This window comes from Paenibacillus sp. FSL R7-0331, assembly GCF_000758645.1.
GTDB classification, from domain to species: Bacteria; Bacillota; Bacilli; order Paenibacillales; family Paenibacillaceae; genus Paenibacillus_AQ; species Paenibacillus_AQ camerounensis.
In genome coordinates this window covers 6,788,953-6,815,835 of sequence record NZ_CP009284.1, presented here as the reverse complement: position 1 = coordinate 6,815,835, position 26,883 = coordinate 6,788,953, and the positions used below count along the sequence as shown (strand labels likewise).

The window sequence follows — 26,883 nt, the reverse complement described above, 5'->3', positions numbered from 1 at the left end:
AGGCTGAAGACTAGCCTTCTTTAACCGTGCGCAAATAATTCCCCGGAGTGCAGCCATACCTCTCTTTGAACCGTTTGATAAAATAAGCCGCCGTCCCGTAGCCGACAGTGCCGGCAATCTGCTCGACAGTCATACTGCTGCTCTCCAGCAGCGTTCTGGCGTGCTCCATCCGCTGTCCGGTGACATAGTCCGTATAGTTCATTCCGAGTTCTTCCTTGAACAGCCTGCTTAAATATTTAGGGCTGATAAACACCTTGGAAGATACGGCATCCAGCGACAGATCGTCAGACAGATGCTGCGCGATATATTCCTTGGCGGTTTCAACTGTGGATAAAGCCCTGCCGCTGTTGCGTTTATCCGTCTCTGTAATGAAGGCGGCCAGTGAACGGGTAAGCCAATCCTGAAAACGGAGTATATTAGACATTCCGATGTATTGGCCGTACAGATCCGGATACCCGCCGTCTTCGGGCTTATAGCGGATACTCTTCAGATAATCCGAGTAGATGAATACGGTATTGCCCAGAATGAAGTGGCAGTAATCAGCCGGATAGGGGCCTTCCCGCATTGCAGTAATAAGCTGTCCGGTTGTCGAAATAAGCTCATCCAGCTGCCGGGAGTGCAGCTTATCCTTAAATTTCACAAGCAGGGCCTGCGGAATCTCATCCAGGCTGTTCTCACGCTCCAGCAGACCGGAAGCATTAAGAAGCGACTGCTCTGGCAGAAAATAAGCATACTTCATCAGTGTCTGCGCTTCGGAAAAGCTGCTGTGAAGCTGCGGAATCTCCGCAACCCAGCTACCCCAGGCCTGCTGTATATCTGCCTGAAGCTGCTGTCCTCCCTCTGCAGACAAAAGCTGCGAGAGCTGCTCCTGCAGCGGGCCGGGCGGACCGGCAGCACATACAATGGCCGCAACCTGCCTGTCCGGCAGCTCCTCGGCGATAATCCGGCAGCCGGGCAGCCCTAAGTCTTCAAGGTGCTCAATGATTCCGCCTACCATGGACTGTATATGGGCGGAGCTCATGTGCGCCCATGCCTCCTGCGGACGGATGAGCAGGCAGCAGTACCGGCTGTACTGCGGGGTAATGCCCAGGAGCTGCAGCGCTTCAGCGGTTTCCCCGCGGTTCAAGCCGCCGTCCAGAAGGCTCAGAACGGCATTGCGCTTGACGGCCGGAGCGCTCGCCTGCAGGCTCTCCTCCAGGCTGCTGACCTGCTGGCTTAGCCGGGTGAAGGCCGTGTCAATCAGCCTGTACTCATTGGCCGCCGGCTCCGGAACAGGGCCGGACAGATCCCTGATCTTGGCGGTGAGACGCTTAACCGGCTTGTAGTTAACTTTGGCCAGAACGCCTGACAATAAGAAGCCCAGCAGGAGGGCAAGCAGGCACAGGCCGAGGATCAGCTGCTGCATAACGTTAGACGGTGCATAGAAGAAGCTCGCAGGCACAGCGCTGACGATCGTCCAGCCGGCAGAGGGCAGGGGCTGATGGGAGATGACATAGGAGGTGTCCCCGATCTTGCTGCTGAAGCTCCCGGCTTCCCCCGCAGCTGCTGGCAGCCCGTTTGCACTGAAGCCGGGGCTGCCAGCCTGCGCCAGGACCTCTCCGGCAATGATGGCGCCGGAAGGGTCAATGATATAAGTATCTTCATATTGTATAGGCATCATATTTCCGATAATAGCGCTGATTGCGCTTTGTTTGATATCTATAGCCAGAATCAGATCACTGTCAGCGCCTGAAGACTGGAAGGGATAGCTGCGGGCATAGGTAATCAGGGTGCTGTGCTTGCCGCCCGGCACGCTGGAGTAAATATCCTCTGGCACCTCGCGGGCAGGAGTCCACAGGCTGCTGTGCGGATTATTGCGCATACCGCCGATCCAGCCGGCAAAATAGGCGGCGCTCTCCCCCTGATCCGCATCGTATGTCAGGCCATGAAGCGATGAGAGCATCACCTGCTGCTTGGGTGCGTACAGATGCACGGCCTGCACAATATCGGAGTTGCCGGCTACCTCGGCTTTCAGCAGATTTTGCAGCTCGCTTACCTTACTGAGGTTATGCTGAAAAGAAGCATCGCTGAACAGACGAAGGGCAGATGTCCGGTCCAGGGACAGCTCAAGGTAGATCTGCTGCACGCGCTGAAGCACCGAGGCCTCAACTGTGCCTGCGGTGTTCTCCAGAATCAGCCGGCTGCTGTTGCGCAGCTCCTCTTTATAGCGGCCGGAGAAATAAATCGAGAACACTGAACAGAGCAAAAGAACAATAACCAGAACGACAAACAGATAGGACACGGCCAGACTGGTAAATGCTGAGTTCCATTTTTTCACGGTGTATTCTCCTCCCAGGCGGATTATACACTACCCTCTGACAAGCTTATTCACGATTTGTGTTAACAGAATATTAAATCAGCCGAATCGCCTGTAATGCTCCTAAAGTGATAGAAAGGAGAAATCGTCTTATTGCCGGTTTGTGCGGCCTGATGCTACATTGAGACCGATTCGAATCGACTACAAATGATGATAGGAGCTAACCACTTGAACACAAAGACTGCCAAAAAGCTATTATCTGTTGCCGCCGGTTTCGCCATCCTCTCCAGCTCTGTTGCCTTGCCGCCTGCATCGGCTGCCCCCGCGGATTCTTCAGTCCCGGTCCCGGCTGCCCCGGAGTGGGGACATTTCGTTGACAACTACAAGAACAGCACTTCCGTTAATATGGCGGTTTACTCCAACCCCGTTATCGGTGTTCTGTCCGGCTTCCTGAAGCTGTGGACACCGGGCACCTCCTGGGATAACGGCACCAAGCTGAACAGCAGCGTGTTGAATGCCAACATTCAATATGTAGCAAATGTTGCAGCCAAGCGGACCAAAGCAGAGGAAGATATGGCTTACTTCGATGACCGGAGAGGCCAGACCTACGGTGCCGTAGACGGGCTTGGTTCTTTGTCCGAAGTCTACCGCACGATATCGGAAACATACACCTCGATTACTGAGATTCCGGCTGACGCCACCAAAGTGAAATACAACGATGAAAAAGGATCGAATAAAGGCGGAAACTCCGACTCCGAGTTGGGTGCAATGGTTGATCTGATCGGGAAGCTCCGCGGCAATTATGCTTCAAGTAATCCGTCAAAAGCGTTCTATAATTACATGCGCCCGTTCCGCTGGCTCGATACCTCGGTAATTGTGCCGACGCTGGTTCCGGCGATGAGCAGTACGCCTGCTACGGACGGCGGCTTCCCGAGCGGCCATACTAATGCCTCTTATCTCGCTGCCCTGTCGCTGGCCTATGCTGTTCCGGAGCGGTTCCAGGAGCTGCTGACACGCGCTTCGGAAATGGGCAACAACCGGATTGTGGCCGGGATGCACTCGCCGTTCGATGTGATGGGCGGCCGGGTAATGGCGACGGCACTGGCAGCAGCAACGCTTGCCGATCCTGAGAATGCCGAGCTTAAGCAGAAGGCTTACGATCAGGCCCATGAGGTTCTGCTGAAGGAAACCGGAACAGCAGAGGACCGGTTCAGTGATTATGCCAAGAATAAAGCGGAGTTCAACCAGAGATTGACGTACAGCTTCCAGCAGATCGGTTCTGCCGCTGAGCCTGCAGTGGTTCCCAAGGGCGCAGAAGTACTGCTGGAGACCCGCCTGCCTTATCTGAGCGCAGAGCAGCGCCGCGGGGTATTGGCAACAACCGCGATTCAGTCCGGCTACCCGCTGCTGGATGATCCCGAGGGCTGGGGCCGTCTGAACCTGTTCGCCGCAGCTGACGGCTACGGCGCATTCAACTCTGATGTGACGGTGTCTCTGGATGCCGGCAAAGGCGGCTTCCATGCAGCAGACCGCTGGCGGAATGACATTTCCGGCTCCGGCGCGCTGACTAAGGAAGGCAGCGGTACGTTGACGCTGGCCGGCAGCAACTCCTATACCGGCGGTACTGAGGTTAACGGCGGTACGCTGGAAGGGGATTCAGCTACAGCCTTCGGCAGCGGCGATGTCGTGAATACCCACGGTACCGTAGTGGAGAACGTATACGGTAAACTGACCATCGGCGGAGATTTCACGCAGGCTGCCGGCGGTACACTGGAACTGAATGTTACGGGCTCCGGCGATGTTCTTGAGGTTAAGGGAAAAGTAGCAGCAGACGGAAAGCTGCAGGTGGATTTTGAGAACAGCTATGTGCCTGCCGGCGGTGTACTTCCGCTGATCACCTATGCAGACAGCCAGCGGACCGGCCAGTTCGCCTCGGTTGAGATTAACGGGCTGCCAAGCACACGCAGCGCACAGCTTATATACCAGAACAACAGCATCGCCCTGATTGTTACCGACACAACAGCCAGCAATCCGGGTAACGGAGGCACTGCTCCCGGCGGCACGAACAATAACACAGGCGGTACTACAGGAGGGAATGCAGGAGTAACTAATCCTGTAACTCCAGTTGAACAGCCGGGCACTGCCAATCCGGTAGCAGCCGTGAATCCGTTCCAGTCGTCTGTAATCACCCAGGAGGCTGTTCTGAAGACGGTGAACGATGCCATCGCTGCTTCGAAGAATGTGAATACAGCATTTAGTGATACTTCCGGGCATTGGGGCAGCAGCGCCATTACGGCTGCAGTGAAGCTGCAGGTTATCAGCGGATATGAGAACGGCTCCTTCCGTCCGAATGCCCAGGTTACCAGAGCCGAGTTCTCAGCTATGATTGCCCGCGCCTTCGGATTGGCTGCAAGTCCGGCAGCAGCTGATTTCACGGATACGGGCTCAAGCTGGGCGGCTGGCTACATCGGCGCCCTGGCGGATAAGGGGATTGTAACCGGCTATGCGGACGGCAGCTTTAAGCCTGGAGCTACCATCACCCGCGCCGAGATGGTGACCATTCTCTCCCGTGTGCTGAATTTCGGCGTGCTGGAAAGCGGCGGCTCAGCTGATTTTACAGACGTAAGCAGTAATTATTGGGCAGCAGCGGCAATTAAGCAGGCAGCCTCAGCCAAGCTGGTTCAAGGCGTATCAGCTTCATCCTTCGCACCGGCCAACAATGCCACACGTGCCGAAGCGGTAACGCTCATTATCCGTGCGCTGGAGACTGACAGCTCGATCAAGGCGCTGATTGCGAATTTGTAACAGGTATAGTACCGGATAATAACGCGCGCGGCAGAGAGCAGCACTTCCTCTTTTTACAGGGGCGGTGCTGCTTTCTTGTATGTAAATCTGCAAGTATGGGCTATATAATGTAGCAGAGAGGGGATGCTGAACCTGTGAAACCGATGGATTATGTGAACCATATCGAAAAAATTGAAATTGAGCTTACCCGGCTGAATGCCGCACGTTCTCTGGTTAATGTACCGCGGCGGCTGGAGATTACGTCTTCAGGCCGGACTACCCTGCTGCGTGACCACACGGATTCGGCATCGGCTTACTATAACCGCATCAAAGGCTTTGGCCCGGATGATCTGAACCAGCTTGATACCTTGCTGAGCCATTATCCGGATGCTGCCCCGTGCTTCGATCTGTCCCCGGATCATATGACAGAAGAGGTAGCCCGGGCGTTAAGCGGCAAAGGCTACCTGCCTGCTGAACAGCTCGCTTTTCTGTATGTGCACTTGGATGAGCGTTCTGCGGTAACGCCTGCGGAGTTTCAGATTGAGCGGGTAACGGAGCAGACGGCTGAAACGTTCATCGAGTGGATCAGGAAATCAGCGGGCGGGCTTAGGGTCACCGGGGAGATGATTGCGCGGTCCAGGGAGTATTTTTACAGGGAAGATTTCCTGAATTATATGTTAAGTATCGACGGAAAGCCTGCCTCGATGGGTTCGATGTTCCTGAGCGGGGAAGAGGGCTATCTGGCCAATGACTATACTTTTCCGGAGTACCGGGGCAGGGGCTGCCAGACCTCACTGATTAACAAGCGGCTGGCTGAGGCCGCCGGACTTGGCATTAAGAGAGTGTATACCGATGTGGAATTCGGCTCAGCCAGCCATGCCAATATGGAGCGGGCCGGATTCAGGACAGCTTTTCTGAACACGTACTGGATAGCCGCCAGGGTAAGGCCTGAAATGAGGCTGCAACCTAAGGTTGCCCCTTGATGCGCCTACAACTAGCTTTACTTTAATCTGAAGAACCCCCAATAATCTAACTGTCAGGAGAGGGCGTGCAACCGGTGATTTTCAGTGAACAATTAAAACGCGAACGGGAAAAGCTGGGCTGGTCCCAGGCAGAGCTTGCTGAAAAGCTGCATGTTAGCCGCCAGTCCGTATCCAAGTGGGAGACAGGCAAAAACTATCCGAGTATCGAGGTCATTATAGATCTGAGCGATCTGTTCGGTATTACGATAGATGAGCTATTGAGGGGAGATGACGGGTTGAAGGAGAAGGTTATCCAGGACAGCAGGCAGCTGGCGTACCCGAAGTGGAAGGCGCTGTTTGACAGTGTGTTTTTGCTGGGGGTACTTCTGCTGGTTGTCAAAATCGTGATTATCGGGCTGAACCATTTCACAAATGCTGACATTCAGATTCTCGGGGGGCCTGCCGAAGGCAGTTACCAACTTTTTGCCGCTGGTTCTGATGGTAGGCGGCGGAGTCGGGAGCGATCAGCTGAAGGACAAGTATATTTGAAGCAGGTTTTATCTAAAAAGAGGGCAGCCCCGTCAAGCCGTTTCCGGCCTGCGGGGCTGCCCTTTGTATAAACACTTGAAGCGCTTATTTATCCAAAGCTTCAAGTAACGCTTCAACACCGTAAGTGTTGGCCAGCGGGCCGTAACCCATGGCGAGCGCACCGTTAACCGCGTAAGTCTGTCCGCTCTCTACGGCTTTCAGCTTCTTCCAGACCTCCGTCTGCTCCCATTCATCAGTAATGGAAGCTGTTTCCGGGCTGTCGTAGTTGAAGTAGCCGAGAATCAGATGATCGGGATCGAGTGCAGCCAGCGTCTCCAGCGACATCTCGGCACCGTCCGCCATGGCAGGATCATCCGGCGGAGTCAGGCCGATTCCCTGATCATAGTAAGGAGTCAGATACTTGGTGCCGCCCAGATAGGCAACGTTGTTGCGCACCTGCAGGAAGGCTACATTGCCTTCCACGTCTGCCAGCTTCTCTTTGGCCTCCGCCACCTTAGCCTGATAGCCGCTGATGAACTGCTCCGCAGTCTCTTCCTGGCCCAGGATTTGGCCGAACGCTGTAACCAGGGCCGGCCAGTTACTCCATACATCGGTTGTTGCTTCATCGATCACAACGGTGGCTGCAATCTTCTCCAGCTGTTCCGTTACCTCTGCGTTCACGGTGCTGCCTGCGATGATCAGATCCGGCCCGTAAGCCAGCAGCGCCTCCAGATTAACGGTGGTATTCTCGCCGACAATCACCAGCTCGCCGATCCGGTCTACATAGGGCTTGTACGTATCCGTTCCCAGCGACGAGGTGTCTTCCGTGAACGGCAGCGCGAGGCCGGCAGACGGCAGATCGAACAGCAGGAGGGAATCGACGTAACCCCAGTGGACTACAGCAACCCGTTCCGGCTTCGCGTCAATAGTAATGCTTCCGTTAGCCGCTTCGATTGTCCGCGGGAAGGCAGGTGCTTCAGTAGCAGCAGCTTCCTGCTGGGGCGCAGCCGGTGACGGGCTGGCCGCCGCCCCGTTATTACCGGAATCGGCATTGCTTGAGCAGGCGCTCAGCAGCAGAAGCAGGCTGAACAGTCCTGCAAGAAGGGCAGACCACGATGTGGCTCGTTGTGCTTTCATAGGTTAGATGGCTCCTCTATTGAAAATGATTATCAATTGCATTTCCAATAGTACCACCATCCTGCGTAAATGAGAATGAAGAGATTCCTGATAGAATGATGGACAATTTCGCCTCAGCCTTCCTTGCTGTCCAAGTCGACCTGGCTGGGCGCAATCCCTTTATATTTTTTGAACAGCCGGCTGAAATAATACGGGTCGGAGTATCCGATGCTTTTGGCGACCGCAGCTACGGAGAACTGCTTGGTTAGCAGCCATTCATGAGCTTTGTTCATCCGGTAATGAATCAGATAGTCAATCGGCCCGGTGCCTGTATATTTGGTGAATAAATAGGAGAAGTATTTGGGCTTCAGCTGATACAGCCCGGCAAGCTTGGACAGCGTCAGCGGCTCCGTGTAATGGGCCTGAATATATTTCATTGCATCCTCAATGATGAGATAGCTGTCCTTATTCTGGTGATGGCGCTCGGCTTGCAATGCCCGCGTAATCAGCTGGTAGAACAGTGAACGCTGATTCAGCCGGCCGAGCGTATCCGGGGCAGAGGCTGAATCCAGCAGCTGCTCCATCAGAGGCAGCAGCTCCGGGTTCAGTGCCGTCTCCAGACAGGAGATATCCTCCCTGCGGCGTTGTCCCTCTGCATCAGCCGGTTCATCAGGCAGGAAATGGGCCAGGAAATACTGAAAGCCATCTGTACCCGTAGTGATTTCGAGATGCCTGTGAGCACCTCCGATCAGAATATGGCCGGGCTTCAGCTGGTAATGCTCCCCGCCATCGAAGGCAAACAGGGCTTCTCCCTTAAGCGCAATGATCACCGCACATTTTGTAGTCGGCTTGTGGACATGCCCGCCATAAATCCGGCTGCCCTCCAGCCAGGTCTGGTACACACCGAACATCCGGACGGGCGTAGCAGCAAAATATTGCGCAAGCTCTTCATAGGTCCGCGGCATTCAGGGAACCTCCCTCCTATATAAAATACTTATCAGACTAAGCAGGGGGCTGCGTACTTTAGGCGTTAGGTGTGAATATGCTGTTCTTGTATTGCATCAGCGGCGCCAGCCAGACCATCCCGGTTCCGCGGTAGACGTTGACCAGGCCTTCGCCGGAGACGGCGGAGCCAAGCTTGGTTTTGCCGGATTTCTCGACCGTGAAGTCCAAGGTACTCGACCACATCAGCGCGAAATTGCCGTCCACCTTCAGTACATCATTGTTAAGCTCGACCACAACTGCTTCTTCGGAAGGAATCGGTGCTTCGAGCGCGAGAACTCCTTTGCCGCGGGCACTTAAGTTAAACAGGCCTTCTCCGCCGAGTGCGGCAGAAGACAGGTTTTTGCGGGCAGAAACAGACAGCTCCAGTGAGCTCTCACAGGCCAGGAACATGCCGTCATCAATAACAATATGATCGTTGTCGACATCAATCAGCCATAGATATTTGTAAGTGGTCTCCAGCAGAATCGTTCCGGTTCCTTTGTACTGCGGCCTGATGGCTGTAGTTCCGGTTACCGCACTGGACATAATATTACGCATCAGCCCGCCGACACCCTTAACACCTGAGGTCATTTCAATATTCCCGACCATATACTGCATAGCGCCTGCGCTAAGCACAACCTCGCTGTTATTCAGCTCAATCATCAGCTGCTTGTTGCGCATATTGCTTCTGCTCATGAAGTAGTTTAATTGCGCCTCCATCATGGTGGTGCTGCTCAGATCCTCTTTATATTCAATTACCGTGAATCCGCCAAGCTGTTCCTTGATAATAACGTTGCTGTTATCTTTGAGATTATTAATGGTAAAAGCCATAGTGAGTCCTTCCTCCCGTCATGTTAACAGTGTAGGTAGTGCGTATTGCCAATTCTCCGTTCAAGGCCTATCTATTCGACAAAAAAGCCCAATATCCTCTAGGCGGAGCGGCCTCCCGTTTTCATTCACTGCCCCCTCTCTGGTAAAATAAGAGAATCCTATATTTACAGAGAGGAAGTCCGCAGACTATGAATATGAATCTAACCTCACAATTGGCACAGTGGCATGAGAATGACGAGCATCAGAGGATTGTGGATGTGATACTGGAAGTTCCTGCGTCCGAACGTGATTACGGGATGATTAGCAGCCTGGGCAGAGCATACAACAACCTGGACCTGTATGAGGAAGGTCTGGAGCAGTTTCATTTGATAGCGGAAGAAGGAGAGAAGGATCCGCTGTGGCATTTCCGTACCGGGTACTCCTATTATTATCTGGACCGGCACGAGGAGGCTGTGCAGGCCTTCAGTGCTGCGCTTGCCCTTGATCCGGGCGACGAGCAATCGGCGATGCTGCTGGACTGGAGCCGGAGGAAGCTGGAGCAGGAGCGGGTAATCGCGGCTAACCGCGAACGCAGCAGGACACAGGTGCGTACAGGGATTCCTTTTGAAGGAATGGACCTTGAGGCCTTTTGGGATGACAGCGATTATGCCTTGGAGTCCTATGTCAGCGATCCGCCGGATGATGAATTGATCGCATCTGTTGAGCAGGAGCTTGGCTACAAGCTGCCCGCTTCTTATATTATGCTGATGAAGCAGCATAACGGCGGTGTCCCGCACAACACCTGCTTCCCTACAAATGTGCCGACCTCCTGGGCGGATGACCATGCCGCAATAACGGGAATTCTGGGGATTGGAAGGGATAAATCCTATTCGCTATGCGGCGACCTTGGCAGCCCGTTCATGATTGAGGAATGGGGTTACCCGGATATCGGAGTGGTCATCTGCGACTGTCCGTCAGCCGGTCATGATGTGATCATGCTGGATTACCGGCACTGCGGCAAGGATGGAGAGCCTGAGGTAATCCATGTGGATCAGGAGGCAGATTATGAAATTACGTACCTGGCACCGGATTTTGAGACCTTTATCCGCGGCCTTGTGCATGAGGAGTTATATGATACCTCTGCAGAGGACAGGGAGGAGGATTTGCGCAAGGTGCAGGAGGGCGAATTCTCGCCTCTGCTCGCTGAGCTGTGCAGCCGGATGCCTGAAGCAGAGCAGCTGGAGGATCAGATCAGGGCTGTATGCCGCCGTGTTGTCCGCGAGAAAGGCTATTTCTCGTTCCATGCCGACGAGCTGTCTCTGCTGATGTACGATGTACAGTTCGCGCTGTATACGAGTGCTTATCCGCAGCCAAGCCGGGAGGATTATCTTGAAGCGTATCCCAAGATGATCGCTTTCGGCGGAGCGTTTGGACAGGGCGGCTATGCTCCCGGCTTCATCACCGACTGGCTGGACCGGCGGATCAGGGAGGGGCAGATTGTGAAGTCCCACGGGAAGCTGGCTTTTACAGCCGAGGCGTCTAGCCGTGTACTGCAGCAGCTGGAGGCTGCTTCTCTCGTGGCGGATGAGCCGGAAGAGACTGTGGAGTTGGCGGAAGCAGAAACTGCAGCGGAGGCAGCAGAAGCTGGGGCAGGGACAGGGGCAGGGGCAGGGATAGCAGAGACAGGGACAGGGACTGAAAAGCCTGCAATAACAGAAGCAGATGTAGCGCCATTCAAGCTGGTTGAGCAGGCTAACGGCGGAATGTCCGTCATTCTGGTTGTCGGGAGCTACAAGCATGAGCTGTTTGCTGCACGGGCAGATGAGGGCTTTGAGGGTAACGGGTACGATTGGGCTTCGCTTGCGTCAGTATTTCTTGAAGAGCGGATGCCGCAGCTGCTGGAGCTTGTGCATTTTGACCCGGAAGCCGATATGTTCTGTGCCTATTCCTCTGACCGGGCGGCGCTGCAGGCCTTCATTCTTGGCTTCAAGCAGGCCTGTGAGGATGAGCAGCTGATCCATGATCTGTTCTCACGGGCGGAGCTGGATTAAAGGAGGTCCAAATTCCCTTCATTTCACGTGAACTTTTGATTTTTTATTTCCTTCAAATTGTATATAATTATCTGATAACAGCTAATTAACATTTTAATAGTATTCCTTAGGAGAGCCTGGCTTCGAGCAGCTTGTACAGCGGCCCGGCTCTTTTGGCAAATTCAAAAAGATAAGGAAGGTTTTTTATGAGCAGCGTACACAAAAAAACAGACGTTATCTTGATTGGTGCAGGAGTCATGAGTGCGACTTTGGGAGCCCTGCTGAAAGAGCTGGCGCCGGACTGGAACATTAAAGTGTTTGAGAAGCTTGCAGGCGCGGGAGAAGAGAGCTCCAACGAGTGGAATAACGCCGGAACCGGACATGCGGCGCTGTGTGAGCTGAATTATACGTCGGAGAAGCCGGACGGGTCAGTCGATATCAGCAAGGCAGTCAAAATTAATGAGCAGTTTCAGCTGTCCCGGCAGTTCTGGTCCTATCTTGTCAGGCATCAGCTGATCCGCCGCCCGCAGGATTTCATTATGCCGATTCCCCATATGAGCTGGGTTGAGGGAGAGAAGAATGTCGCTTTTCTGAATAAGCGATTTAAAGCGCTCTCACAGAATCCGCTGTTCCAGGGCATGGAGTTCTCGGATGATCCCAAGAAGCTGAAGGAATGGCTTCCGCTGATGATGGAGGGCCGCAGCTCCAGTGAGCCGGTTGCCGCAACCCGGATTACTTCAGGTACGGATGTTAACTTCGGCTCGCTGACCCGGCTGCTGTTCGACCATCTGCAGAGCCGCAAGGTCGAGGTCCATTACAGGCATGCGATAAAAGATATCCGTCGCGCGGCAGACGGTGAGTGGCGAGTTCGGGTGCATAATCTGAGCAGCGGACAGATGGAATCACACGCTGCCAAGTTCGTGTTTATCGGGGCGGGCGGCGGCAGTCTGGCGCTGCTGCAGAAGACAGGGATTCCCGAGTCAAGGCATATCGGCGGCTTCCCGGTAAGCGGGCTGTTCATGGTCTGCGATAACCCCGAGATTGTGGAGCGGCACCATGCCAAGGTATACGGCAAAGCTAAGCTTGGTGCCCCGCCGATGTCGGTTCCGCATCTGGATACCCGTTATATCAACAACAAAAAGGCGCTGCTGTTCGGGCCGTTTGCCGGCTTCTCGCCGAAGTTTCTCAAAACCGGCTCAAACCTTGACCTGATCGGTTCGGTGAAGCCGAACAATCTGTTCACGATGCTGGCCGCGGGTGCGAAGGAAATGGCCCTGACCAAATATCTGATCCAGCAGCTGATGCTCTCGAACGAGCAGCGGATGAATGAGCTGCGTGAGTTCATTCCGAACGCCAAAACCGCTGACTGGAAGATCGTCGTAGCCGGCCAGCGTGTTCAGGTCATTAAGGATACGCCGGATGGCAGAGGCACGCTCCAGTTCGGGACCGAGGTGGTCAGCGCCTCTGACGGTTCGGTAGCCGCCCTGCTTGGTGCGTCTCCAGGTGCATCTACGGCCGTGCATGTCATGCTGGAGGTGCTGGAAAAGTGCTTCCCGCAGCACTTCAAGGCCTGGGAGCCGAAGATTAAGGAGATGATCCCTTCCTACGGCGCGCCGCTGGCTTCCCGGCCGGAGCTGCTGAAGGAGGTTCTGGCGTCGGACACCAAGACGCTGGGACTTAGTGAAGAAAAGCCGCAGAAGCAGGCTAACATCCGTTAATACATCAGAAGGCAGGTCCCCGTCCGGCGGGGGCCTGCCTTTGTTGCATGATAGGGGATGCAGGAAAAGACAGGGAAAGTCTGGGGATGTTCGGGAAGGTTGAGGTAAGTTGAGGAATGTTCGAGTAAGTAGGGGGTGTTCTGGAGTTTCGGGAGTTCTGGGAGTTGGTGAAGGTCAGGGAAGGTCAGGAATCCCCTTTGCAATGGCTTCCCGGCGAACAGGGGGAAACAGGCGAACACGGAATGAAGGGCAAAAGTACCTTTGATTTCGGCGAAAGTGGGCGAATGAGCGGAATGAAGGGCAAAAGTGCCTTTGATTTCGGCGAAAGTGGGCGAATAAGCGGAATGAAGGGCAAAAGTGCCTTTGGTTCGAGCGGAAGCGGGCGGACGAGCGGGATGAAGGGTAAAAATGCCTTTGATCGGGGTGGAAGCGGAAGAATGGGTAGATTGAAGGAATAAATATCTTTGATTTCGGCAGAAGCGGGCAACGTCAGAGTCCTAACTCAGCCGGATATGGCGCGGAAAGGGAGATTTGGAAATTAGTTTGATTTTGATCACTTAATTCTCAGCTAATCAGGCATTTATGAGATTTAGTTGGAAAAACGTCACTTAATCCGGGTGTTTTTCCTCTTTGGAGGTGGAATCAGGGAATTAGATGGACGTTTTCCCACTAATGTCTTCAGTTCGCGGTTCTGGTGGGAATTAGGTGGCGGATTTCCACTTAATCTGATGGGCGTGAGTGACTGCGAGTGACTGCGAGTGACTGCGAGTACCTATAGCTGACTACCAGTACCTGCAGTTAAATTTACAATGTGCGGTTCATCCAGACACCCCAGCCATCTGCAAGAAGCGCACTAATGCGCCTCCCGCAGCCTGCTTCTGTATACGGCGGGGGTAAGATGCTCAAACTTCTTAAAGGTCTTGATGAAGTAGCCGGCATCGCAGAAGCCCAGCACATCGCTGATCAGGTTGACAGGCTGGTCCGTGGCCTCAAGGAGCTGCTTGGCCCATTCAATCTTCAGGCGCGGAGCGAAGGTGGAGAAGTTCTCCCCGGTCTCCCTGGTGAAGATCCGGCTGAAATAGCTGGGGCTGATGTGACATTGTCTGGCCAGGTCAGCCAGGGTGAAATTTTTGTTCTTATGCCGGTAGAGATAATCAAAGGCAGGCTGCAGCAGCGGATTAGCGGCGCGGTACTGCATGGAGCTCAGCTCTTTGATGGAATGCTCGACCAGCGCGCTAGAAAGCTCGTTCTGAATGGCCTGGAGGCTGCCGACAGCCGGCACGGGAGAGGCGGCATAATCATCAGCCGGGCCTTGCGGCGTTTCGGGGAGCAGTGTTTTTTTGTACAGCTGGATGGTGGCATTCTTGGTGATTGCTTCTTCCACTATATAGTTGCAGAGATGATACAGCATGTCGGCAATGGTTGAAACCTCGTCATAGGACAGCGTCGGCAGCGAGGCATATTCAGCTTCAAGGGCCTGGAATTTAAGCTCGGTATCGGCATTGGGCGGCCGGGAGACGAGCTGCTCCAGCTGCTGCTGGTCGGAGTCGCGGAGCCGGATCTGTCCAGCCATGACCGCGCCTATGTATTGATTGTCTATAATGATCGGAACCGCAATATCAATAATATTGAAGTGGCATTTGTAGATGTAGGGCGTATTCAGACGGACGGCCTCAAGACCGCCCCGGGCATCACATTTCTGGCAGAACGGGGACAGCATGTCGTCCTTCCTCACGCCCTGGCAGAAAGGCTGGCAGTAGCTGTGTTTGCTGACGGGGACCCCTTTGTAGTTGACGGTGATAATCGCCATCTTGGTGACCAGTGCGAGAGAGTCCTGGAGCTTATCCCACTTCTCGAGGTCTATAATGTTCTCCAGCTTAAACAGCGGATTACTCATGGGTGTAAGATCCTCCTATCCGGGCAATAAAGTGCAAGATAATACTATTCAATAAGTATACAACAAGAAAACACAATCTGAAAACGCTTAATGTAGCAGGCAGAGTACAATGCTTAAAAAGAATGGGCAGACTATACTTGACGTAAGAAGCTCACGACATTTTTAGGAGGAATTAAGATGAGAAAAGCCTTTATCAGCCCGACCAAATATGTGCAGGGTGAGGACGAACTGCTCAATCTGGGTTACTTTGTACAGACCTTCGGCCAGTCTGCGCTGCTTATCGCCCACCCGGATGATGTGAAGCGTGTGCAGGCTAAGCTGGATTCCACCATTGAAAAGTTTAAAATCACTCTCGTCGAAAGCAATTTCCGCGGCGAATGCTCGCGTGAAGAGGTTGCCCGCCTGAAGGAGCTGGCCCGTGAGCATTCCTGCTCCTGTACCATCGGACTCGGCGGAGGTAAAGCGATTGATACAGCCAAGTGTGTGGCTGAAGGCGAAGCCCTGATTATTGTGCCGACAATTGCAGCGACTGACGCACCGACAAGCCACTCGGCGGTTCTCTATACTCCGGACGGTCAGTTTGATGATTATGCTTATTTTAAACAAAGTCCTAGTGTGGTTATGATCGATACAACAGTAATTGCCAATGCGCCCACCCGGTTTCTGGTGTCCGGGATGGGGGATGCGCTTTCGACTTATTTTGAAGCGAGAGCGACCTCAAGCTCCTACTCCAATGTCAACGCCGGCCTGCCGAGCGGTGTACGTGAAGGCGTATGCGGACCTGCCAGGGGAACGAATACGGCACTGATGATGGCTAAGTTCTGCTATGAGACACTGCTTAAGGACGGATTGCATGCGAAGGTAGCCAGCGATTGTAACCAGGTAACGCCTGCGCTGGAAAATATCATCGAGGCCAACATTCTGCTGTCCGGACTCGGCTTTGAGAGCGGCGGTCTGGCTGCGGCCCATGCGATTCATAACGGCCTAACCTCGCTTGAGGGCACGCATCACTACTATCACGGGGAAAAGGTGGCCTTCAGCACGATTGCCCAGCTGGTGCTTGAAAATGCCCCGTCCAGCGAGCTGAACGAGGTGTTCGGCTTCTGCCTGTCCATCGGTCTGCCGATCTGTCTGGAGGACATCGGCGTCGACAGTATCTCACAGGAAGAGCTGCTGGAAGTGGCAGTCAAGGCCTGCATTCCGGAGGAATCGATTCATTCGATGCCATTCCCTGTATCGCCGGAAGCTGTAGCAGCGGCAATCCGGGTAGCGGATCAGCTCGGACGCAACTTCAAGCAGAGCAAGGGGGCATAAGATGAAGAAGATTATTAATGCACCGGAGACGCTGGTAAGGGAAATGTGCAGCGGGCTGGTGCTGGCCCATCCGTCCCTGGAGTTCAACAGCAAGCATAAGGTGATCCAGAAAAAGCAGCTGAACCCCGATAAGGTGACTTTGATCAGCGGCGGCGGCAGCGGGCATGAGCCTGCCCATGCCGGCTTTGTCGGCAAAGGGATGCTGGATGCGGCGGTCTGCGGGGATATTTTTGCTTCGCCTTCGCAGATTCAAATCTACCAGGCAATCCGCTCAACTGCGGGCCAAAAGGGAACGCTGCTGGTTATCAAGAATTACAGCGGCGATATGATGAACTTCAAGAATGCCGCGTTCCTCGCCGGAGAAGACGGTATTGAGGTCGATTATGTCAAGGTGGACGATGACATTGCCGTTGAAGACAGCCTCTATACCGTAGGGAAAAGAGGGGTGGCCGGAACAGTGCTGGTGCATAAGATTGCCGGCGCGGCGGCCGAGCGCGGTCTGCCTCTGGCAGAGGTGAAGAAAGCAGCGGAAAAGGCCATTGCCAATATCCGCAGCATCGGGTTCGCCTTCACTTCCTGTACAGTACCTGCAAAGGGAACACCAACCTTCCAGCTTGAGGATAACGAAATGGAGTACGGGGTAGGCATTCACGGTGAGCCCGGTATCCGCAGGGAGCCGGTTGTAACCGCGGATGAGCTGGCAGCGAGAATGGTAGCCGCCCTGCTGGAAAGCCTGGGCGCAGACGGTACTGCTGCACGCGAGGTAACGGTGCTGGTCAACGGCTTCGGGGCAACCCCGCTTCAGGAGCTGTATCTGCTAGGCAACTCGGTTATCCGTGAGCTGGATGCGAAACAGGTTACCGTGCATAACGTACTGGTCGGAAATTTCATGACGAGCATTGATATGGCCGGAGCCTCCCTGTCGCTGATGAAGCTGGATGATGAGCTGAAGTCGCTGCTTGCCGACGAGTGCCATACCCCTGCCCTAGTTCTTCAAGGTCCGTTCGAGCCGGTGCAGTACACCGAGGTTATCCACCAGCCTGAGGCGGAGCAGGAGGTTTCGTTTAAGTGTGATACAGATGCAGCGTATGCCAAGGTTACAGGAGATGCCTTTACTCTGAATAATCTCATCTATGCCATTGATAAAATGAGCGAAATCATCATCGAGAATGAGGTTCCGTTCTGTGAGCTGGATGCCCATGCGGGGGACGGTGACTTCGGTATGAGCGTGGCCAAGGGATTCAAGCAGCTCAAAACCGAATGGAAGGATATTACGCAGAATCATGCAGCTGACACTGGCAGCTTCCTGGATGCCTGCTCCCTGATTATTATGGAGCACTGCGGCGGGGCATCCGGCCCGATCTGGGGCTCTGCCTTCCGGGCGGCCGGCAAATATGCCGGTGACCGGAGCGGCCTGAGCATGGCAGAGCTGGCTGAAATGCTGGAGGCTGTGGTTAAGGGTATCCAGGATACAGGTGAGCGGGCCTTCGGAAGAGGTGCGGTTGTCGGCGACAAAACGCTGATCGACGCGCTGGTTCCATACGCGCAGTCATGGAAGGACAGCGCCGCACAGGGCGACGACTTCAGCACCGCCTCGGCGAAGGCGGCAGCGGCTGCAGTTGAGGGAGCACGGCAGACCGGCGATATCGTAGCCCGTATGGGCCGGGCCGGCACCGTCGGCGAGCGGAGTCTCGGTTATCCCGATGCAGGTGCTTATGCGCTGGGGGTTATTTTTACCGGGCTGTCGGAAGCCATGCAATAAGAAGAAGCAGCTGAGGAATGCAATACAAAAGACCGTTACCGGGAATGCTTGTCCGGTAACGGTCTTTTGTTGTGCGCCCGGCTTAGCGCCGTACCGAGACGATCCGGTTGCGGCCCTGGTGCTTGGCGGCATAGAGTGCCTTGTCTACGGTTTTGAGCAGGTCATTCAGGTAAGCTGAAGCATCCCCCGTCTGTCTGGGGCTGAACTCATTGATGCTGAGCACTCCCATGCTGATGGTCACCCATACCGGATGGGCGACATTATCGATGCTTACTTTATTGGAGGCGACGGCGGCCTTCAGCTGCTTGGCAATGGCAAGCGCTTCTGCTTCTCCGGTATCAGGCAAATAAATAATGAATTCCTCGCCGCCATAGCGGGCCAGAATATCATGCTCACGCAGTGCGCGCTGCAGCACCTCTACAGTACTGCAGATGACCAGGTCACCGGCCAGATGGCCGTAACGGTCGTTCACCGCTTTGAAGAAATCGATATCGATGAGGATCACGGCTGCCTGAGCATGCAGTCCGCGCTTCTCGGTCACTTCACGCTCCAGCTGCTGTGTCAGATAGTGCCGGTTATAGCAGGCAGTGAGGCTGTCGGTAATGGCCATCTTTGTCAGCTTGCGGTTCGTCCGGGACAGCTCCTCCTGAACCTTGATCAGGGATTCGTTTTTTTCCTGCAAAATGGCATTCTGATGATTCGTTTCATCAATAAGCCGGCGGAGCTCGGTGATATCCTGGAAGGTGATAGTCCGCCCTACCCGGATTGAGCTTACCAGGATCGGCGCAGCATGAATGTTAATATAGAGCTGGCCGTCCGGATGCAGGCATTCAATTTCGGCAATCTCATCCGGCCGTTCCCGGTATTGTCTCAGAAATTGTGCAATGGCATCTGTCTTGTCCGGCAGAAAAGCCTCCATGTTAAAGCGTTCACCGGCCTTGAGCCGGGAGTAAGGGTGCAGAGCCTGATTCATCTCCATCACCCGCTCCTGATCATCCAGCACGAGAATACCGTACTCCATCGTATCAATAATATCCTGGTGGGCAATGGTCACAATATCGAATACCTTGTCCTGATGAATGGTAATGACAAAGAAAACGGCAGAGATAACAATACCGAGCGAAGTAAATCCCGGTATGACCGGCAGATAGTCGTCGAGCACAACATTCAGCAGGATATCCAGCAGCAGAAACACCGTTACTGCGATTATGCCTCTGAGCATATACATAATCTGGTTTTTAATCCGGGATGCCTGGTCAGAGACAAGCGCAACATAAATAATGTACAGGGAAACGAGAGCGTGAATAATTAGAATAATGATATTAATCCAGAAAATAGGCCCGTAAATCCGCTCGACGTACCCTCCGTTAACCGGAGTAACGAACCAGCCGTACGGATTTAGTATTACTCCGAGCGAGGAGAAGACCGCAGGCAGGAACAGCAGGATTAATATTTTGCGCTTAAGGAACTGTGTCTGACCGGAGATCAGGATGGTGAAAAAGATCCAGCCGGCAACCAGCATGGACGCATCGACAAAGGCTAGCTTCACATAGAACAGCTGATATACCGGATCATCGACCGTTTTGATCGCGAACTGGCAGTACGGCCACAGCATCATCGAGAAATGAAAGCCCAGGTATACCTTGTGCAGTCTGGTTATAGTGACAGAGACAAAAATGTATATGAACAGCAGGAACAGAATAAAGCACATGATCAGATCAATCCACGATCCCAAATCCAATACGCCGCACCCTCTTGCATTTATTGGTATATTATGAATTTCTGTGGGTCTTAAGACTTAGGTAATATTTTTAATATATAATCAGGTTATGAAGATTACAAGATTTTTAGAGGAATCTATAACAAAGAGAAGGTAGAGCTGCCCCGGCCGTTGAATATTACCGACAACTAATCTAATAAATGTCAGGCGTATCCGGGATACGCCCTAGCTGCAGGAGGAGAGCCCTATGAAGTCAATCACCGTTCAGAGCCTAACTGATAAATTCCACCTGGAGGTGCTTGCGGGAGCGAGCAGGATGGACCGCCAGGTTACGCGGCCGCGGACACACCGGCCCGGTCTGGAATTTGTCGGTTATTTTGATTTCTTTCCGATGGAGCGGGTGCAGGTGCTCGGCCGCAAGGAGATTAATTATCTCCTTACGCTGAGTGTAGAGGACCGCGTGCATCATATCGGCAATATCGTCAAATATCATCCCCCGTGCTTTATTGTCACGACAGGACAGCAGGAAATTCCTTATCTTACGCATTTCTGTAACCAGGAGGGGATTCCCCTGCTGCGGACAGCAGAAACGACCAACGAGTTCATCGCCAAGCTGGACAGCTATCTGGTTAAGGCGCTGGCGCCCGAGCTGTCCATACACGGTGTCTGTGTGAACGTGTCCGGTATCGGCATTCTGCTGCGGGGCAAATCGGGCATCGGCAAAAGCGAAACGGCACACACCCTGATCCGCAGAGGCCACCGCTTCGTAGCCGACGACATTGTCGTGCTCAAAAAGCTGGGTCCGGCTACACTGCTTGGCACCCACAACGAGACCACACGCGAGTTCCTGGCGCTGCGCAGCATCGGCCTGATTAATGTGGTCCGCCAGTACGGGCGCAAGGCCTTCCAGGATGAGACCCGCATTGTGCTTGATATTGAGCTGTGCCCTTGGCGTGAGAACGCACTTAACAATGAGCTGGAGCTGGTGCCCCAGTTCACCGAATATCTCGGCGTGAAGATCCCGCATATTGAGGTTCAGCTTCAGCCGGGACGCGATGTGGCCGGCTTAATCGAGGCTGCCGCCAACAACTGGTATCTGAAGCAGCTCGGCTACAGCGCTGTTGAAGAATTTATGAAACGGATTGAGGACGGGATGCAGCCGTAAGCGCTGAAGCGTTATCAACCGGAAGACTGGATACAACAGGCCATCAATAATAATTCTATCAGATCACGAGGCAAAGCGGCACTCCACAAAAGGATATATACAACATTCTTCTAAGGTGATACCGGCGAGAGGCAGCTTCCTGCCTCTTTTTTTGCACATAAACAGTAGTAACCGTTTTCACTTCGTTGTAGAATGGATGCAAACAGCGGCCAGCTGCTGTTACACCTTTGCAAGGGAGCACCAGGTATGGAGAAATTCTCGCCGGATAAAAAGTACATTCCGTTCACCTACAAAATGATGATCCCCTATCTGATCCTGGTTCTCCTGACCGATCTTCTGGTCGGCTATATAGCCTATACAATGCTTGTTGAGTCAAGGACCGAGATGGCGGAGACGAATGTACGGACAGCCTTGAAGCAGACAAGGAGCAATATTGAATACCAGACCGATGAGATCAAACGGATGAGCAATTCGCTGTTTCTTAATACTAACTTTCAGAATGCGCTGCAGTTCAGGGGCAATACGCTGGAGAATATGCTTAAGATGCGCGATGACATCGTGCCATATATGAAAGCGCCTCTGCAACTGTACGGGAACAAGCTGCGGCTTGTGCTGTATACCGCTAATGAGGCTATGCTGGAGATTACCGGAGATGATATGTCTGAGCCGATCGGCAGAAGCGATTATTATGTGATGTCTGAGCGGGTCATTGAGAACAAGGAATGGTTCCGGTCCATCCTTATGAATAACCAGGACAGCCTGTGGATGCAGGCGGACAGTGACAGCAGGCTGGGCAACATTTCGTACTTCCGCAAGCTCGTTGCTTCCAACGCTGCCCCGTCGGTGATCGGCTATATCCGGGTTACGGCCAGAATAGACGAGTTGTTCGGCAACTTCGACACCTTTCCTGTGGACCAGGGACTGGAGCTGCGGCTGGTGGACAGGGTTCAGGGCATTACCATTTATGAGCAGGGCACCCCGGACAAGCCGGCTAAGCCGGACGAATATCTGATTATCAGCGAGGATATTCCGATACCGGGTTATGTGATCGAAGCGCGCGTGCCCCACAGCTATCTCAACAAGGATGCAAGCCGAATGCAAAGGGCAATCGGTGCAGTCTGCACAATCAGCTTCGTGGTCATGGCGGCGATTGGTTTCCTGGTGGCCCGTATATCCGGCAAGAAGATCAAGCGCATCGTCTACCTGGCCCGCTCTTTTCAGGAGGGCAACTTCTATAAACGGATCGGGTTTCCCGGGAACGATGAATTTGTGTATATTGCCAACAGCTTCAATCAGATGGCGGCCAGCATCCAGGAGCTGATCCGTAATGTCTATGTCCAGGGTCTCCAGAAAAAACAGGCCGAGCTCGATGTGCTGCAGGCCCAGATCAGCCCGCACTTCCTGTATAATACCCTGTCGGCAATCGTGAGCCTGGCTAATCTCGGGGAGGTTGAGAAGGTTACCAAGATGGTGCGGGGACTGTCTAAATTTTACCGGCTTACCCTGAACGAAGGAAAGGTCTATATCTCCATTGAAAATGAGCTGGAGCAGGTACGGATGTATCTGGAAATCCAGCGGGTTAAGTATGCCGATGCTTTTGAGGTCTATTATGATATTGATCCTGAGATTCTGCAGGTTCCGGTCATTAAGCTGATCCTGCAGCCGTTCGTGGAAAATATCTTCAAGCATGCCTGGTTCGGCGAGAGCATTGCCATCCGGATTACGGGCAGGAAGCTGGGCGACCGTATTGAGCTGAAGGTTATTGATAACGGAATTGGCATGCGGCCGGATACGCTGCGGAATATGCGTTCAGGCTCCTTCCAGCCGGGCAGCTACGGCCTGAGGAATGTAGAGGAACGGATCAAGCTGAGATACGGCAATGATTACGGAATTCAGATCGGCAGCCATTACGGCGCCGGAACGGCGGTGCAGATTGTTCTGCCTGTAGAAAATGCGGAAATCCGTGAAGTGAGGGAGTAGAGGAATATGGCAGTGGAGATAAATGTACTATTGGTGGATGATGAGGCGGTTGATCTGGAGTGGCTGAGACGGCGCGTGGCCGGAAGCAGCCATCTGCCGCTGCATAGCGTCAGAACGGCTGCCAGCGGCTTTGCCGCCCTTAAAGTAATGGAGCAGCACCCTATAGATATTATTCTCTCTGACATCCGGATGCCGATTATGACAGGGGTGGAGTTCGCCCGTAAGGCTAAGCAAATGAACCCGGAGGTTGAGATTGTGTTCATCAGCGGCCATCAGGACTTCAACTATGCCAAGGAGGCCATTCAGCTAAATGCCTCCGACTATCTGCTGAAGCCTGTGGATGACGAGGAGCTGGACGGTATGCTGGTCCGGCTCTGCGCCAAGATTGAGCAGGAGCGCAGGCAGCATACCTCCCTGACGGAGACGCTGTCACTGGTTAATCAGGAGCTGCTGCTGCGCTGGTTCAGTGAAGCTGCCCCGGGTCCGGCGCAGGCCCATATTCTCGGTGTGCTTACACCGTACCTGCAGGTAATGTCGGCTGTTGCTATTGTTGAGCTGGATGATATCGCCTGGAAGATACGCGGCTGGAGCGAGGAAGAGCGGTATGCCTGGAGTGCCAGCGCCGGAGACTTTATCCGCGGGTTTGCCCGGGAGCATAATCTGGGTATGGTCATTACCGGCTATGACTATCACTTTATTATTCTGGCTGCGGTTCAGGAGCAGCATTTCACTGCCCTGCTGGAGGAGCTGATCCGGTCCTTTTATCAGAAATTCTCCAGCTCTGTTACCATAGGCAAAGGGATGCACGCGGCTGAGCCGGATAAGCTGCATGACTCCTACCGGCAGGCCCAGGCTGCACTGAGCATTAAATGGATTGTCGGCAAAAACAGGCTTATTCAAGACGCCTCGGAGTGGCATCCGAAGGAGAAAATCGCCTCTGATCTGGAGGAGATTGTGGACCGGATGCTGAAGGCGATGCTTGAATATGATCTTACGACCGTCGATGACTGCCTGCTGCAGCTGTTTGCGGGAGACAGCCCGATTTCGCAGAAAAATGATATCTACGATATCATCATCCGGATCACCTCCAAGCTGCATGCCGACCTGCGGCAGATGAATGAGCATCTGTACGAGATTCTGAACTGGGATGCCCATCAGCCGTTCGTGCTGTTCCAGTTCGAGACGGTGCATGATATCCTCTCCTGGCTGCGGCGGCGGTTCTTCGAGCTCTCGGAGCGGCTGTATCTGAAGCGCCAGCGGCAGAAGCGCAAGCTGATTGATGAAATTACAGACTATGTGAAGGCAAGGCTGGACCAGAAGATTACACTGAACGAGGTAGCGGCCCACTTCGATTTCTCGCCTAACTACCTGGGCCACCTGTTCAAGGTGGAGACGAATAGCCTGTTCAGCGACTATGTCGGCGAGCTGCGGATGAAGCGGGTCTGTGAGCTGCTGGAGGACCCGACCAAAAAGGTCTATGAAATTGCCGAGCAGGCCGGCTACAAAAATATCATCTATTTCAACCGGCAATTTAAGCAGTATATGGGCATGTCCCCGGGCGAATACCGGAAGCAGAATAAAATATAATGTTGCAGCCTCTATCCTAACAGGACGGGGGCTTTTTTTTGATCGTATTAATTAAACTTAAATAAACATTAAGAGAGAAGTGGCGGAGGGGAATTTTGGAACTGGAGGAGCGGGAGTGTCCGCCTTTGTCTGCGGATTTCCACCGCGAACAGCGGTATAAATCAAGAAATCTGCAGACAACAGCGGCCGGAGGTCCAAACATTCTCTGGAGCCGCAGCCAACCTTAATAAAACAAAAGTTCAATTAATACTAAATCGTTGAATTAGTATTAAGTTTAGTTGTTTCGCTGAATTATGCCAAAGGCCCGTCCTGCTTATAATGTGAGATATAGAAGAGAGAGGGGTGCAGAAATGAAAGGGCATACATTCTGGAGTGATTTGAAAAACTATAAGGTTATCCTGCTGATGCTGTTACCGGCGGTTGCCTTCTTCCTCCTGTTCGCGTACATCCCGATGGCGGGTATCATCATTGCTTTTAAAAAATACGATTACGCCGGCGGCATCTTCGGCAGTGCGTGGAACGGGCTGGACAACTTCCGCTTTTTCTTCGAATCAGGCGACGCCTGGCGGGTTACGCGGAATACAGCGCTTTATAACATCGCTTTTATTACGGTAAACAATGCCCTGCAGATCTTCGCTGCCATTATGCTGTTTGAGGTCGGAGGCAAATGGTTCCGCAAAATTACACAATCGGCGCTGTTCCTGCCTTACTTTATCTCCTGGGTCGTAGTTGGTGCGATTGCCTATAACCTGCTCAATTATGATATCGGTACAGTGAATGCGCTGCTTAGAGGACTTGGCCTTGAGCCTGTAGATATTTATAATACGCCGGCCTACTGGCCTTACATCCTGGTTATTGTAGCAGCCTGGAAGAGTCTCGGGTACGGAACGGTAATGTATCTGGCGGCGATTTCGGGTATCGATACAGAAATGTACGAAGCGGCCGAAATTGACGGCGCTAATATTTTCCAGCGGATTATGAAAGTAACCCTGCCTAACCTGTATCCTACGGTCATTATTCTGGTGCTGCTGGCGGTCGGGAACATATTCCGCGGTGATTTCGGGATGTTCTACAATATGGTCGGTAATAACGGGCTGCTGTTCTCCGCAACGGATGTTATCGATACCTTTGTCTTCCGGTCACTGATTACTTCCAATGACATCGGAATGTCGGCTGCAGCAGGCGTGTTCCAGTCGGTGCTTGGATTCGCAACCATCATGACGGTGAACTACGCTGTCCGCAAATACGACAAAGACCGTGCCCTGTTCTAGGGACAAACAGGAAATGGAGGTAACGATATGAAACAGCTTGACCGTAAAATTTTCTCAGCCATAGGTTATGTTTCACTAATCCTTCTCGCCGTGCTATGTATCTTCCCGTTCATTCTGGTCGTCTCCTCATCCCTGACCGAAGAGACCAAAATCGTAACGGACGGCTATCAGTTTATACCGACGGCCTTCTCCACTGAGGCTTACAGCATTCTTTTCAAATACCCGCAGGAAATGATTAATGCTTATCTGGTGACTATCGGGGTTACGGTGACCGGCACTCTGCTGGGGCTGTTCCTGACCTCGATGACCGCTTACGCGCTGTCCCGCAGGGATTTCAAATGGCGCAATAAGTTTTCGTTCTTCTTCTTCTTCACTACCCTGTTCAGCGGCGGACTCGTTCCTTGGTACCTGCTGATCGTTAACTATCTCGATATGAAGGATACACCGATGGCCCTGATTGTGCCGATGATGCTGAATGTGTTCTATATTATCGTCATGAAGTCTTTTATGAGCAGTATCCCGGAAGCCATTGTGGAATCGGCCAAAATTGACGGCGCCGGCGACTTCAAGATTTATGTCCGCCTGATTCTGCCGCTGTCTAAGCCTGCACTTGCTACGATTGGTTTGTTTCTCGCCCTGGCTTACTGGAATGACTGGTACAATGCGCTGCTGTTCATCTCCAATGAGAATCTGATGCCGCTCCAGTACTATTTATACAAAATGCTGGGCAACATGGACGGTATGCGCAAGGCAATGATGGGTGCGGGTGCTGTTGTGACCACGTCCATTCCGACCGAAAGTCTCAAAATGGCGATGACGGTTGTGGCTACAGGCCCGATTTTGCTGGCTTATCCGTTCGTGCAGCGGTATTTCGTTCAAGGTCTAACGATTGGTGCTGTCAAAGGATGAACCCGGAATGCTCCGGTTTATCAATAGATTGTATACTTAATTACAAGGGG

General features: G+C 53.2%; 18 protein-coding genes and 1 pseudogene. 13 read left to right on the top strand and 6 right to left on the bottom strand.

All coding sequences use genetic code 11. The annotated features are described in order from the left end of the window. Positions 1–10 precede the first annotated feature (10 nt). A complete protein-coding gene (locus tag R70331_RS29660) occupies positions 11–2,317 on the bottom strand; it encodes an AraC family transcriptional regulator (RefSeq protein WP_042181761.1) in 2,307 nt (768 codons plus the stop codon). A 189-nt stretch (positions 2,318–2,506) separates the two neighbouring features. On the opposite strand from R70331_RS29660, the gene R70331_RS29655 reads away from it, so the two are divergent. From R70331_RS29655 to R70331_RS30860, 3 genes and pseudogenes are all read left to right on the top strand, one after another. Beyond that, on the top strand, positions 2,507–5,101 hold the full coding sequence (locus tag R70331_RS29655) for an S-layer homology domain-containing protein (RefSeq protein ID WP_042183482.1): 2,595 nt from the start codon (positions 2,507–2,509) through the stop codon (positions 5,099–5,101). A 143-nt stretch (positions 5,102–5,244) separates the two neighbouring features. Next, entirely contained in the window at positions 5,245–6,063 is an 819-nt protein-coding gene (locus R70331_RS29650; protein ID WP_231576535.1) for a GNAT family N-acetyltransferase, read from the top strand. A 74-nt stretch (positions 6,064–6,137) separates the two neighbouring features. Next, positions 6,138–6,591: pseudogene (locus R70331_RS30860) on the top strand (helix-turn-helix domain-containing protein). Between the two features lie 84 nt (positions 6,592–6,675). Here R70331_RS30860 and R70331_RS29640 read toward each other — a convergent pair. The 3 genes from R70331_RS29640 to R70331_RS29630 all read right to left on the bottom strand — a co-directional run bounded on the left by R70331_RS29640 (position 6,676) and on the right by R70331_RS29630 (position 9,501). Then, entirely contained in the window at positions 6,676–7,707 is a 1,032-nt protein-coding gene (locus R70331_RS29640; protein WP_042181757.1) for an ABC transporter substrate-binding protein, read from the bottom strand. 113 nt (positions 7,708–7,820) lie between these two features. Beyond that, positions 7,821–8,651: a helix-turn-helix transcriptional regulator gene (locus tag R70331_RS29635; RefSeq protein ID WP_081947802.1), complete on the bottom strand. Its 831-nt coding sequence runs from the start codon at positions 8,649–8,651 to the stop codon at positions 7,821–7,823. A gap of 58 nt (positions 8,652–8,709) precedes the next feature. Next, on the bottom strand, positions 8,710–9,501 hold the full coding sequence (locus R70331_RS29630; protein WP_042181755.1) for an AIM24 family protein: 792 nt from the start codon (positions 9,499–9,501) through the stop codon (positions 8,710–8,712). A gap of 188 nt (positions 9,502–9,689) precedes the next feature. On the opposite strand from R70331_RS29630, the gene R70331_RS29625 reads away from it, so the two are divergent. The 3 genes from R70331_RS29625 (at position 9,690) to R70331_RS29615 (ending at position 13,686) form a co-directional block, all read left to right on the top strand. Next, on the top strand, positions 9,690–11,531 hold the full coding sequence (locus R70331_RS29625) for an Imm51 family immunity protein (protein WP_042181752.1): 1,842 nt from the start codon (positions 9,690–9,692) through the stop codon (positions 11,529–11,531). Positions 11,532–11,716: 185 nt separating this feature from the next. Then, a complete protein-coding gene (gene mqo, locus R70331_RS29620; RefSeq protein WP_042181750.1) occupies positions 11,717–13,228 on the top strand; it encodes a malate dehydrogenase (quinone) in 1,512 nt (503 codons plus the stop codon). 242 nt (positions 13,229–13,470) lie between these two features. After that, positions 13,471–13,686: a hypothetical protein gene (locus R70331_RS29615; RefSeq protein WP_156131218.1), complete on the top strand. Its 216-nt coding sequence runs from the start codon at positions 13,471–13,473 to the stop codon at positions 13,684–13,686. Between the two features lie 395 nt (positions 13,687–14,081). Here the strand turns inward: R70331_RS29615 and R70331_RS29610 are convergent, their stop codons facing one another. Next, positions 14,082–15,125 carry a PocR ligand-binding domain-containing protein gene (locus tag R70331_RS29610; protein ID WP_042181747.1) on the bottom strand — a complete coding sequence of 348 codons (1,044 nt, stop codon included), beginning with the start codon at positions 15,123–15,125 and terminating at the stop codon, positions 14,082–14,084. Between the two features lie 177 nt (positions 15,126–15,302). Between R70331_RS29610 and R70331_RS29605 the strand changes: the two genes are divergently transcribed. Together R70331_RS29605 and dhaK are read left to right on the top strand one after the other, a co-directional pair. Then, positions 15,303–16,439: a glycerol dehydrogenase gene (locus tag R70331_RS29605; RefSeq protein WP_042181745.1), complete on the top strand. Its 1,137-nt coding sequence runs from the start codon at positions 15,303–15,305 to the stop codon at positions 16,437–16,439. A 1-nt stretch (position 16,440) separates the two neighbouring features. Further along, complete coding sequence (gene dhaK / locus R70331_RS31360; protein WP_042181743.1) at positions 16,441–18,201, top strand: dihydroxyacetone kinase subunit DhaK; 1,761 nt, start codon at positions 16,441–16,443, stop codon at positions 18,199–18,201. An 82-nt stretch (positions 18,202–18,283) separates the two neighbouring features. Here the strand turns inward: dhaK and R70331_RS29595 are convergent, their stop codons facing one another. Beyond that, positions 18,284–19,942, bottom strand: coding sequence for a histidine kinase N-terminal 7TM domain-containing diguanylate cyclase (locus R70331_RS29595; RefSeq protein WP_042181741.1), 1,659 nt, complete (start codon positions 19,940–19,942; stop codon positions 18,284–18,286). A gap of 226 nt (positions 19,943–20,168) precedes the next feature. Between R70331_RS29595 and hprK the strand changes: the two genes are divergently transcribed. The 5 genes from hprK (at position 20,169) to R70331_RS29570 (ending at position 26,833) form a co-directional block, all read left to right on the top strand. Further along, positions 20,169–21,086 (top strand): HPr(Ser) kinase/phosphatase, encoded by a 918-nt coding sequence (gene hprK, locus R70331_RS29590; protein WP_042181739.1) that lies wholly within the window; start codon positions 20,169–20,171, stop codon positions 21,084–21,086. 246 nt (positions 21,087–21,332) lie between these two features. After that, entirely contained in the window at positions 21,333–23,066 is a 1,734-nt protein-coding gene (locus tag R70331_RS29585; protein ID WP_042181737.1) for a sensor histidine kinase, read from the top strand. 6 nt (positions 23,067–23,072) lie between these two features. Continuing rightward, positions 23,073–24,653 (top strand): response regulator, encoded by a 1,581-nt coding sequence (locus tag R70331_RS29580; protein ID WP_231576378.1) that lies wholly within the window; start codon positions 23,073–23,075, stop codon positions 24,651–24,653. Between the two features lie 350 nt (positions 24,654–25,003). Further along, on the top strand, positions 25,004–25,924 hold the full coding sequence (locus R70331_RS29575; RefSeq protein ID WP_042181735.1) for an ABC transporter permease: 921 nt from the start codon (positions 25,004–25,006) through the stop codon (positions 25,922–25,924). A gap of 27 nt (positions 25,925–25,951) precedes the next feature. Further along, positions 25,952–26,833, top strand: coding sequence for a carbohydrate ABC transporter permease (locus R70331_RS29570; protein WP_042181733.1), 882 nt, complete (start codon positions 25,952–25,954; stop codon positions 26,831–26,833). The last annotated feature ends 50 nt before the right edge of the window (positions 26,834–26,883 follow it).